This is a genomic window from Sinorhizobium sp. CB7 (assembly GCF_041357635.1).
Classification (GTDB): domain Bacteria; phylum Pseudomonadota; class Alphaproteobacteria; order Rhizobiales; family Rhizobiaceae; genus Rhizobium.
Map to the genome: position 1 here is coordinate 140,223 of NZ_JAULLL010000019.1, position 11,362 is coordinate 151,584.

Genomic DNA, 11,362 nt, shown 5'->3' on the forward strand with positions numbered 1-11,362 from the left:
ATTTTTCCACGCATAGGCTGAGCTCCAGGCAGGTTCCGCCAGGGCGCCCGCTGCCTATCGCAAATCGGGTGTATGGTCAAACAATCGCCTGTGGGCACTGACCGCGTAAGTGTCGGTCATGCCTGCCAGATAGTCGCCGACATGGCGCGCTTTGGCCACCTCCTTGAGACCCGCAATGTGATCCACCCAGTAATGGCTCTGCATCTGCCGGGGATCACTCATGTAGGCACCGAAAAGATCTGTAACGATCTGCGCTGCACCCGCGCGAATGCGCATGATGTCGGCGTTGCGATATATGTGCTTGAAGAGCATTCGCTTGATTTGCCTATCCGTCTCCGCCATCGCCTCGGAAAAGGTGGCGACGACACGATCGGCATTGCGGATTTCCTGGGCGCTCTCGGGCTTCAGCTCCGCCAGGCGCTCCTGAGCCACGGAAATGACGTCCTCGACCATACGGGTGATCTGCCGCCGCATGATTTCGTGCGTGAACCGGCTATCCTCAAGGCCAGGATAACGATCGCGCACCTCCTGCATCAATCCGGCAAGGAACGGAATCTCTTCCAGCATCTCGAACTTCAGGTAGCCAGATCGCAGACCGTCATCGATATCGTGTGTATTATAGGCGATATCATCGGCAATCGCGGCCGCCTGCGCCTCGAGGCTGGCAAAACTTGCCAGTTCCAGGTCGTTGAGCTCGCAATAGTCGAGGATAGGCTGGGGAACAGGACCACGCGTGCCCTGCCCGTCCGCCGTCAGCAACGGACCATTGTGTTTCACAAGGCCCTCGAGCGTTTCCCATGTCAGATTAAGGCCGTCGAATTCGGCATAGCGACGTTCGAGCTTGGTCACGATGCGCAGCGATTGCGCGTTGTGATCGAAGCCGCCATAGGGCTTCAGAACCTCATGCAGAGCGTCCTCACCGGTATGTCCGAACGGTGTGTGACCGAAATCATGAACAAGCGCTACGCCTTCCGCCAGGTCTTCGTCGAGTTTGAGCGCTCGGGCGAGCGCTCGGGCGATCTGGGCAACCTCGATCGTGTGCGTGAGCCGCGTGCGGTAATGATCGCCGTCCTGCGCGATGAAGACCTGCGTTTTGTGCTTCAGCCTTCGGAATGCCGTCGCGTGCACGATGCGATCGCGATCGCGCTGAAATTCCGAGCGCGTCGGGCTCGATGCCTCCGCAAAAAGCCGGCCACGCGTTGTCCATGGATCGGCGGCGTAGACCGCCCGCTGACCGTAACCAAAACCCAATACCTGCCTGTCGATCGTCATTCTCTGTCCTATGCCGGCGACTGCCCATTGACGCCGCTTCGCTGTCTTCATACCTATTGTCCTGACAAACAGCAAAACGGCGCCTTCTCATAACGCGCTGCCCACTGTTCCCGTTCGCAGCCAGATGCTAAAATGTTTCAATATCAGGCGTTTGAATTGCGGACGTTAAATTCAATTCTCTCCGGATCTTGACCCCGGCAGGAGGAAACATGGCAGAGACAAGTGTAACCCTATCGGATGCGGCCGCAAAGCGAATCGCGGCTATCGTCAGCTCGGAGGCAGGTAAGAGCGCGCTTCGCGTGTCCGTCGAAGGCGGCGGCTGCTCCGGTTTCTCCTACAAGTTCGACCTCGCCGAAGCGGCCGACGATGATGATGTCGTTGTCGAAAAAGGCGACGCAACGGTTTTGATCGACAAGCTCTCGCTGATCTACATGGCCGGATCCGAGATCGATTTCGTCGATAATCTGCTTGGCCAGTCCTTTCAGATCAAAAACCCGAACGCAGTTGCAAGTTGCGGCTGCGGCACCAGTTTCTCGATCTGACGTTACAACACCTACGCAAAGTGAAGCTCATCGGGCGGATACGGTCGCTGCATCCGCCCGATTTTTCCACGCATCAATGATGCGCTCTTTGAAATTCGAGTGGCCAGCGCCGACACCTGCCGATAAAAGAATTGCCGAAGCAGAGGAGCGCGCGCCGCATGAAGATTGCCACCTGGAATATCAATGGTGTGAAAGCTCGAATCGACAATCTCTGCCAGTGGTTGAGGGATTCGAATCCCGATATCGTCTGCCTGCAGGAAATCAAGACAGTCGATGACGGCTTTCCTCGCCTGGAGATCGAAGCGCTCGGCTATCATGTCGAAACGCACGGCCAGAAGGGCTTCAATGGCGTTGCGATCCTTTCCAAGAGCAAGCCTGACGAGGTTACCCGCGGCTTGCCGGGCGATGATGCCGACGAACAAGCACGCTTCATCGAGGCCGTGTTTTCGGTTTCAGGCCGTGCACTTAGAGTCTGCTGCCTTTATTTGCCGAACGGCAATCCGGCTGAAACGGAGAAATATGTCTATAAGCTCGCCTGGATGGAGCGGCTAAAGGATTTTGCGGTCGAGCGGCTTGCATTGGAGGAACCGCTCATTCTCGCAGGTGACTACAATGTGATCCCGGAACCGCATGACTGCTTCGATCCCAAAGTCTGGGAAAACGACGCGCTCTTCCTACCGCAGACGCGCCGGTCGTTTCGCCGGCTCGAAAATCTCGGCTTTACAGACGCCGTCCGAGCCGCCACGGACGGCACACAGCTCTATTCGTTCTGGGATTATCAGGCCGGTGCGTGGCAGAAGAATAACGGCATTCGCATCGACCACCTGATGCTGTCGCCGGAAGCGGCTGACCGGATGACGTCAGCCGCCATCGAAAAACATGTCCGCGCCTGGGAGAAGCCGTCCGACCACGTGCCGGTCGTCGCCCATTTCAATTTCCCCGCCTGATACTGACTTCCGATGGTCGTGTAAGACGGAACGATCTTTAGTCGGCGCCGCTGACATCGAGGCTGTGCGACAGGGCAACTGCTGTGCGCCGGTCCTTCTCACTGGAGATCGAGAAGGCTTGTTCCTGCAGCGATTCCATCCAGTCGCAATCCTTCGGCTTGCACTTGTCGAGAGCAGCCGTCATGAAGGCGAGACCGCGCGGAACCTGACCTTCCTGGAAAAGGATGTTTCCAAACACCGCCATGGCGCCAGGATGCCCGCTCTTGCGCGCCTGGTTCAGCCATTTCTTTGCCTGCTGCACATTGGGATTGCCGCCTTCGCCGGCAAGCATCATCTGGGCCAACTGGAATTGCGCCTCGGCGACACCGAATGTGGAAGCAACCTGGAAATAGAGCTGGCGTGCCTGGCTGAGATCAATCTTGACCGGGCTGCCCGGAATGCCGTGCTTGTAATAATTCGCGAGAGCGAGCAATGCGTTTACAAAAAAACCCGTGTCTTCCGACCCGGGTTCGACGCCCTGCTGGGCAATCTCGCTGTAGATCTTGAAGGCCTCGAAATCATCCTGAGCCACGCCGTCGCCATAGGCATACATATTCGCGAGCGCCCAGCGCGAACCGGTATGGCCCTTCTCTGCGGCGTATTTGTAAGCCTCGACGGCTTCTTCCTTCTGTCCGTTCTTGTAAGCCTTGAAACCGAACTTGAAGAGATCGAAGGGGCCGGATTCCTTCGTGACGCCGGCATTGATGTCAAATGCGTGCGCCGGGCCGGCAAGCGCTACCAGAATGGCGAGCGACATGCCTAGGGCCATTGTTGTCACTGATCTGTACTCAGATGTAAGCATAGCAGTCGGTTTCTTTCCCTCCATCCGGCAGGCCGCCAATCCTTTTGCTGGCGGGCCCGCGGAGGTATTTCCTGACGGCGAGCGACTTTGCGTGGCGGGCTGCACGCCCCGCCCTTCCGCGTCGCTTCAAGCCATTTTCCGCCCTTGCGAGGGGCAAGGTCCCTGTGCATCTCCCTAGACCGCCCAACATGCGGCGCAGCCCATCTGCGATGCCTGCGGCATCATTCCGACGGCACCAATCTTCAGCTCGCCGATCGTCATCCTGACCGTAAACAACAATTGTGTCCAAACGTGCACTTTTGTGAATATGATCCGTTCGAGGGCGCTTGAGAGCCCCATCCGGCCTCGGCACGAACCGCCTCAGTTCGGTTCGTTGGAGATCTGAATATCTGGGCCGAGCACCTTGCAGAAAAAGCGAAATTTCCGCTTCCGCGGCCATACCGCCAGAAGATCCAGAATATCCGTTAAGCCTAAGTGGAATCCGACCCATAATACCTGTTTACGCACGTTCTACGCCTGGCTTGCCCCTCGCCCGCCAATATCGCTGCGCCCTGTTTGTGGCGGGAAATGGACAAATTTTGCCCACTGCCATCATAGGTAAACTCTCGTAATAAACTGTTGCTGAAACGTCACAAAATGGAGTGGCATATTATCTGAGGACACTAGAAACTAATTTTGTAGGAACCTGAAAATGCCAGCACCCAATCTTCTCCTGCGGTCGCATCGAAATTGGCGCCTTTGGCAACCGACTGGCTGCCCCCTTCCATGTAGGTGACGCCCACGCCGAATCTAAGCTCGCCGAGTTCCGTCTTGATCGATGTACCGGCACCGATCGTCCACATGTCCGTCATGATGTCCACACCAGTGCCGACGCCCCGATCCCAGGTCAGATTGATCGTTCCAGCCACTTTGTCGGTGAATGCGTGCGCGACGCCGCCCTGGATCGTCCAACCGTCCTTCCAGAAGAAGTCGATCTGCTGGTCGCCCAATGGATTTTCGATTGTGTAGTTGAGCGTTTGCAGAACGCTCCAGTCCGTCCATTTGACGGAACCATAGACAAGCCATCCGGGAGCAACGCCGCTTTGCAGGTTCAATTCGAGAGACTGCGGCAGACTGCCGGAACCATGTGCGAAGGCTGTTTGATTAACCCCGAGGAAGGGGAACCGAGCCAGAAAATCGGGCGAAAAGTCGCCTTCCGCTTTCTGGTGCACCTCCGAGCGGTACATCAACTGGGCACGCATCGCATATTCGGGAATCTCGTAAGCAATTCCCGCCCGGTATCCCGGTGCGCCGTCATCCTCCAGATGGAGCTTGCCGTAAAGCGTATCCTGCGTGTACGAAAAGGACTGCACAAACCCGCCGCCGATTAGGTGCAGATCGCCTGGGCCAGCGGAGAAGCTTATGTCGCAGGTAGCCCCATATTCATGGGTCGTGAATTCCTCGTGTTTTTTGTAATTCCCCGGCAAGACAAAACCGCCTCCCAGATCCCAAGGATCAACTGCCCCATCGGCTGCCTGCGCTTGCGGGCCATAGGTGGATGATCCACCAAAAGGCTGGGTATAGGTGGCGGCGCAGGCCAGATTTTCGCTGATCCTGAACTTTGCCGCTACGCTAGGAATGAAATAATCGTCGGAAAAGACGCCGTCGCTTGCGGGTGCGCCGTTAATCGTCTTGAAATCACGCTGAGGATATACGCCAATGATGCCGGAACGGACGACGACATTGCCGTCCTCGAACAGAATATCGGTGTCAGCCTCTCCGCGTGAAAAGCCGCCAGCCAACGTGGAAGCGGGCAGCGCCGAGCAGAAGGCAAGCGCCAGTACCCCCTTGAAAAACAAACGCAATGTCATCGTCTCCCCAGCATGCGACAAATTGCGCGCAGTCTGGAGGGCAAGCTGACAAATGGCAACTTGGCCTCCCCGTCTTCCCCAGCCCTCGTCGCGTCCGATGACTTACGCAAAAACTTGCGCAGCCGACAAATCATAGGTTAAATGGGAAAAATTTTTCCTAATATTCATTGCTAACCTGCCGTTAACAGGTTTTTATTTCTCCGAGAAAAGGAGATGTAACAATCCCACAACAGTCAGATTTTAAGGATGATCTCCCTTGGGCGCGACGGATTTCCTACAATTTATGCGATAAATCCCGCGTTTCCACGCTTAATATTCGACTTATATTAGCAATAACTTATCAAATAGACCTCGAATCGGCCTGAGCGGAAGGGCAGGTATCGCTCGCGCGCCCAACTACCCTGCGGCCGAAAGCGAGCGTCCACGGCTTCCGCCTGCGGCGTAGCGCAGGCTTAACTCTGTAGCACGTTTGGCTTCGACTTCAGCCCGCTTCGCTCACCCGCGAAAGCGCGACGAGAAGACTCGCCCGCTGGCTTTCGAGCTCGGACAGACGTTCGCGCTCGGCGGCGACCACATCCGGATTGGCGTTGGCGACAAACTTCTCATTGGCAAGCTTGCCGGAGATCCGCGCCATCTCGGCATCGGCCTTTGCGATTGATTTCTCAAGCCGGGCCTTTTCGGCCGCAAGATCAATGAGATTACCGAGCGGCAGGCAAACTGTCGCCTCGCTGACGACAATCTGTGCCGATCCTTTGGGAGCAGCGGACGCCAACGAAATCTCCTCGACACGCGCAAGCCGCCGGATTGCCGCATCATGCCGCAAGAGCCGCTCGCGTGTCAGGCTGTTGGCGCCGACCACGACCAGCGGTGCCGTCGCGGCCGGTGGCACGTTCATCTCCGCCCGCACGGAGCGGATGCCGGAGACGAGATCGATCAGCCAGTTGATTTCGTCAGCCGCCGCATTGTCGGCATAGGAGGGAGCCGGCCAGGCTGCATGGCAGAGCAGCTGGTTGCGCGACATTCCCTCACCTGCCGTATGCGCCCAGAGTTCCTCCGTCATGAAGGGCATGAAGGGATGCAACAGCTTATAGGTCTCTTCCAGCACGTAAGCGCTGCAGGACTGCGCTTCGGCCTTGGCGCCTTCGTCGTCGCCACTGAAGACCGGCTTCAGGAGTTCCAGATACCAGTCGCAGAACTGGTTCCATATGAAGCGGTAGAGCGCGCTCGCCGCATCGTTGAAGCGGTAGGCCTCGAGCGCTTCCGTAACGTCACGTTCCGTGCGGGCAAGCTCTGTCAGAATCCAGCGGTTGATGGTCAGTTCCGCCGCTTCCGGCACGAAATGCGGATCGCTCTTGGCGCCGTTCATCTCAGTGAAGCGAGTCGCATTCCAAAGCTTGGTGCCGAAGTTGCGATAGCCGGCGATGCGGGCCGGATCGAGCTTCACGTCGCGGCCCTGGGCCGCCATGATCGCAAGCGTGAAGCGCAGGGCATCGGCACCATACTCGTCGATCAGTCCCAGCGGATCGATGACGTTGCCCTTGGACTTCGACATCTTCTGCCCGTTCTTGTCGCGCACGAGCGCATGGACATAGACGGTATGGAAGGGTTCGGCCGGATTGCCGTCTTCATCCTCCATGAAATGGAGGCCCATCATCATCATGCGGGCAACCCAGAAGAAGATGATGTCGAACCCGGTCACCAGAACACTCGTCGGATAATAACGTTCGAGTTCCGGCGTTTTCTCCGGCCAACCAAGCGTCGAGAAAGGCCAGAGCGCCGAGGAGAACCAGGTGTCAAGCACGTCCTCGTCGCGCGTGAGGATCTCACCCGGCTTGAAGTTCTCCAGCAGATCCTCGACATAGGCCTTCATCGGGCCCTCATGGGCGAGATAGTGCTGGATAGCTGCCTGCAGGGCCTCTTCTTCCGTCTTCTCGACGAAGACCTGACCGTCGGGCCCATACCAAGCCGGAATCTGATGTCCCCACCAAAGCTGGCGGGAAATGCACCAGGGCTGGATATTTTCCATCCACTCGAAATAGGTCTTTTCCCAATTCTTCGGGACAAAGTTCGTTCTGCCCTTGCGGACGGATTCGATGGCCGGCCGCGCCAGCGTCAGCGCATCGACATACCATTGCTCGGTAAGCCGCGGCTCAATCGGCACGCCGCTGCGGTCACCATGCGGGACTGTATGCTTATGAGGCTCCACCTTGTCGAGAAGGCCGGCATCTTCGAATATGCGCACGACGATCTTGCGGGCCTCGAAACGGTCCTGGCCTTCGAGCTCGTCCCAGGCTCCATGAAGTCCGCCGGCATTCGGCAGCCCTTCGAGGAAATCCTCGTTGTCCTTAAGGGTGATACGGCCTTCGATCGTCATGATGTTGATTGCCCGCAAGCCTCTGCGCTTGCCGACATCGAAGTCATTGAAATCATGTGCAGGCGTGATCTTGACGGCGCCGGTACCGGCCGTCGGATCCGGATATTCATCGGCGACGATCGGAATACGGCGACCGGCAATCGGCAGGATGACATGCTTGCCGACGATTGCCTTGTAGCGTTCGTCGCTCGGGTGAACAGCGATGCCCGTATCGCCGAGCATGGTTTCCGGACGCGTCGTCGCGACGACCAGATAGTCGCGGGTTTCCCAATCCGTCGGCTTGCCGTCTTCGTCGAAGGCGACCGGATGACGATAGGTGACGCCTTCTTCCAAGGGGTAACGCAAATACCAGAGATTGCCGTTGACCTCGTTCTGCTCGACTTCCAGGTCCGAAATTGCCGTCAGGAGCTTCGGGTCCCAGTTCACAAGGCGCTTGTCCTTGTAGATCAACCCTTCCTTGTAAAGCGTGACGAAGACCTCACGGACAGCCTCCGAAAGCCCCTCATCCATAGTAAAGCGCTCGCGCGACCAGTCGCAGGAGGCGCCAAGGCGCTTCAATTGATTGAAGATCAATCCGCCGGATTCCGTCTTCCACTCCCAGACCTTCTCGATGAAGGCTTCGCGACCCATCTGGAGGCGATGCTGCTGCGTCTCCATGAGCTTGCGTTCGACCACCATCTGTGTGGCGATACCGGCATGATCCATACCTGGCTGCCAGAGAACGTCCTTGCCGCGCATACGCTCGAAACGGACCATGATGTCCTGCAGCGTGTTGTTCAACGCATGCCCCATATGCAGCGACCCGGTCACATTCGGCGGCGGAATGACGATCGTGAAAGTCTCGGCGCCGGGCTTGGCATTTGCGCCGGCGCGGAAGGCATCCTCCTCATCCCATATCTTGGCGATCTTCGGTTCGACGGCGGCTGCATCATAGGTCTTGTCGAGCATATTGGAACCAACTTCGAAATTATGGATGCGGGTTGTAAATAGGATGGCCGAAAGCAAGTCAATAAAAAAGCCGCCCCGGAAAGCCGGAGCGGCGCTTCATTGAATTTCCGCATTTTTCAGCGGCGCGGACCGCGGGCAACCCGTTCGATCTCTTCTCGAACTAGGCGTTCCACCAAGCTGGGCAGATTGTCATCCAACCACTCCTGCAGCATCGGGCGCAGCATTTCCTGCGCGATTTCGTCGAGCGAGCGACGTTCGGCGCCATCGATGGCAGCCGCCAGCTCTCCGAAGGATCGGGCCACCTGGGCGCCGGCAACCGGCGACAGAAGCGGCTGGCGCGGCTCCTCTTCCTGAACTTGCGGCTGGAAATCTTCCACTTCGATAGCCGGCTCTTCGAAGGCTGCATGCTCAGACGCGACCGGCTCCGTCACCGGGGTCACGGCGATGGCTTCAGTAACAACGGACTGATAGGCGACGGGCTTTATTTCCTCAAACTGGATGGGGGCCGCCATGACTGACGAAACGGCAACAGGTGATTCCGCGGCAATTTGAACCGTCGGTGCAGACACCGGCGCCTCGACAAGGCGCGAGGCAAGCGCGGCGGGCACCTCCCGCGGCGCAGATACGTCCCGTTGCTGAACGAGCTGCGCGGCATTGCGCTCGGAGGCAGCACGGACGCGCGCTGCAACGTCGGCGAGCGAAAGAGTGCGAGAGGGCCCCTCTGACTGACGTACGGGACCGGGAGAATTTGCTGCGACGAAACGCGGATCAGGGGATGCATTTCCCTGGAACGGAGCGTCCACATAGTCGTCAACAGTCAAGTGAATCTCGTCGTCCTCTTCCTCGTCGCGCTCCGCATAGACGGCTGGGACGGCCGTTGAAATATTCTTTCCCGCACCGGGTTCGTTGCTTTCGATGATCCGGCGAATAGACGCCAGAATCTCTTCCATGGACGGTTCACGCGCTACACTTGGCTGAGCCATATTCATCCCCGCAATCCCTGAAACAACGATCCGAAGGCATGAAGCGGCATCCGAATCGCCGCTACCTTAGGATACTCTTCCACTGAAAAAAATCACAACGAATCAACTCATTTACATGATGCACAGATTTGTTGCAGAGACATGGCCGCAGGGAAAATTAAAGTCCGTTTCACGAAAAATTCGACTGCATGATTCCGTGGAGGGGGTCAGCTTTTCATAGAATCGCAGAACCCCTCCAGCTTCTTGTTTTACGCAATTCCGAACGGAAAACCGCTTCGCACTTTCCTGGATTGCTCGAAATCGGGATCGATTTAAGGATAAACCACGCAGCAGTTCAAAGCGCTACAGCGATCTTTGTGCGTCTGAAAAGACGCAAGGGGCTGTGGTGACAAAAATATAAGGGCGCCGATCGGCGCCCGTCCGATACATCCTGAATGCGAGCTGATCAGAAAACGAATTCCCGCACCTTGGCGAAGCCCGGTAGTGGTTTGACCGATGCGTTGAAGAATGAACTCCCGGAGAAGGCGCCCCGCTCGCGCACGAAAACCTTCGCGCGGGCAGAATGTCCATAGCCCTGAACGGCGACGAGACGGCCGCCATCGTTGAGCTGCTCAAGTACGACCGCCGGCACCTCCTCAATGGAACCGTTGATAAAGATCAGATCGTATGGAGCCTTATCCGGATAGCCCTTCTCAAGCGGTCCGGTCGCGACCGTCACATTGCCGTAACCGAGTTCGGAAAGCGTCGCGGTCGCAGCGGCGGCCAGCTTTTCGTCGCATTCCAGCGCAACGACCGATCCAGCCAGCATCGAGAGGAGTGCTGCGGCATATCCCGTTCCACAGCCGATTTCGAGGACCGTGTCCTCCTTGGTCACCGCTGCGAGCTGGAGCAGCTTGGCAAGCGGCGAAGGCTCCATCAGGTAGCGAGCCGGCTTGCCTTCTTCGGCGGCAGAGATTTCGATATCGTTATCGATATAGGCAAGCAGCTTGGACTTTTCTGGCACGAAGGCTTCGCGTGGAACCGTCAGGAAAGCGGTCAGGACAGAGTGCGACGTCACGTCCGTCGTGCGGATCTGGTTATCGACCATCTTGAACCGTGCAGCTTCGAAATCCATCATGTCCTGTCGCCCTCAAAAAGCGGGATTGTCTCTTTCCCGTCTCTTAATCTTGAGAGGCACGGCTTTCAAGGCTTGGATATCGACGTCGCATAAGAATCCTGCGCAGGCGGCGTCCAGTTCTGTCGCACCGGCTGTCACGCAATCCGCACTTGGCTCTGGGGATCGAAGAAGACGGCCTTGTCGAGATTGAAGGCGAGCCGGGCGCTTTGGCCCGCCTGAATGCGGGCATCGGCGCGAAGCCGGGCCACGACTTCCTTGCCGCCTAGCCGCGTTACCGCAAACGTGTCGGAGCCGGCCGGTTCGACGACCTCGATCGTGCAATTGCCTTCGGCAAGGGATTGCGCGTTGCGATCGGCGCCGTCGGGATCGGTGAGAGCCTCCGGACGAATGCCGAAGACCACCTGCTTGCCAGCATAGGCGGCAAGGCTGTTGTTGCCGGGCGCCACCGGCAGTCTCAAGACGTCCGCATTCGAGCGTTCGAGCGAGAC

At 57.7% G+C, this 11,362-nt stretch carries 9 protein-coding genes; 2 read left to right on the plus strand and 7 right to left on the minus strand.

Annotation, left to right across the window (positions count from 1 at the left end; genetic code table 11):
• Window positions 1-54: 54 nt before the first annotated feature.
• A complete protein-coding gene (locus AAE029_RS28925) occupies window positions 55-1,272 on the minus strand; it encodes a deoxyguanosinetriphosphate triphosphohydrolase (RefSeq protein WP_371076371.1) in 1,218 nt (405 codons plus the stop codon).
• 209 nt (window positions 1,273-1,481) lie between these two features.
• On the opposite strand from AAE029_RS28925, the gene erpA reads away from it, so the two are divergent.
• Window positions 1,482-1,814 carry an iron-sulfur cluster insertion protein ErpA gene (gene erpA, locus AAE029_RS28930; protein WP_371076353.1) on the plus strand — a complete coding sequence of 111 codons (333 nt, stop codon included), beginning with the start codon at window positions 1,482-1,484 and terminating at the stop codon, window positions 1,812-1,814.
• A 158-nt stretch (window positions 1,815-1,972) separates the two neighbouring features.
• On the plus strand, window positions 1,973-2,761 hold the full coding sequence (xth, locus tag AAE029_RS28935; protein ID WP_371076354.1) for an exodeoxyribonuclease III: 789 nt from the start codon (window positions 1,973-1,975) through the stop codon (window positions 2,759-2,761).
• 37 nt (window positions 2,762-2,798) lie between these two features.
• Here xth and exoR read toward each other — a convergent pair whose 3' ends face one another.
• From exoR to AAE029_RS28965, 6 genes are all read right to left on the minus strand, one after another.
• Complete coding sequence (gene exoR, locus AAE029_RS28940; RefSeq protein ID WP_371076355.1) at window positions 2,799-3,602, minus strand: exopolysaccharide production regulator ExoR; 804 nt, start codon at window positions 3,600-3,602, stop codon at window positions 2,799-2,801.
• A gap of 662 nt (window positions 3,603-4,264) precedes the next feature.
• Window positions 4,265-5,452, minus strand: a complete 1,188-nt coding sequence (locus AAE029_RS28945; protein WP_371076356.1) for an OmpP1/FadL family transporter — start codon at window positions 5,450-5,452, stop codon at window positions 4,265-4,267.
• Window positions 5,453-5,933: 481 nt separating this feature from the next.
• Window positions 5,934-8,774, minus strand: coding sequence for a valine--tRNA ligase (locus tag AAE029_RS28950; RefSeq protein WP_371076357.1), 2,841 nt, complete (start codon window positions 8,772-8,774; stop codon window positions 5,934-5,936).
• A 116-nt stretch (window positions 8,775-8,890) separates the two neighbouring features.
• Window positions 8,891-9,757, minus strand: coding sequence for a DUF2497 domain-containing protein (locus AAE029_RS28955; protein WP_371076358.1), 867 nt, complete (start codon window positions 9,755-9,757; stop codon window positions 8,891-8,893).
• A gap of 445 nt (window positions 9,758-10,202) precedes the next feature.
• On the minus strand, window positions 10,203-10,874 hold the full coding sequence (locus AAE029_RS28960; RefSeq protein WP_371076359.1) for a protein-L-isoaspartate O-methyltransferase: 672 nt from the start codon (window positions 10,872-10,874) through the stop codon (window positions 10,203-10,205).
• Between the two features lie 134 nt (window positions 10,875-11,008).
• Window positions 11,009-11,362: TOBE domain-containing protein (locus tag AAE029_RS28965; protein WP_371076360.1), on the minus strand; the 354-nt coding region annotated here is incomplete at its 5' end.

What these genes read in the sequence shown, in the direction of transcription:
- AAE029_RS28925 (WP_371076371.1), bottom strand. Translation starts at nt 1,272, where the DNA reads ATGACGATCGACAGGCAGGTATTGGGTTTTGGTTACGGTCAGCGGGCG.
- erpA (WP_371076353.1), top strand. Translation starts at nt 1,482, where the DNA reads ATGGCAGAGACAAGTGTAACCCTATCGGATGCGGCCGCAAAGCGAATC.
- xth (WP_371076354.1), top strand. Translation starts at nt 1,973, where the DNA reads ATGAAGATTGCCACCTGGAATATCAATGGTGTGAAAGCTCGAATCGAC.
- exoR (WP_371076355.1), bottom strand. Translation starts at nt 3,602, where the DNA reads ATGCTTACATCTGAGTACAGATCAGTGACAACAATGGCCCTAGGCATG.
- AAE029_RS28945 (WP_371076356.1), bottom strand. Translation starts at nt 5,452, where the DNA reads ATGACATTGCGTTTGTTTTTCAAGGGGGTACTGGCGCTTGCCTTCTGC.
- AAE029_RS28950 (WP_371076357.1), bottom strand. Translation starts at nt 8,774, where the DNA reads ATGCTCGACAAGACCTATGATGCAGCCGCCGTCGAACCGAAGATCGCC.
- AAE029_RS28955 (WP_371076358.1), bottom strand. Translation starts at nt 9,757, where the DNA reads ATGGCTCAGCCAAGTGTAGCGCGTGAACCGTCCATGGAAGAGATTCTG.
- AAE029_RS28960 (WP_371076359.1), bottom strand. Translation starts at nt 10,874, where the DNA reads ATGATGGATTTCGAAGCTGCACGGTTCAAGATGGTCGATAACCAGATC.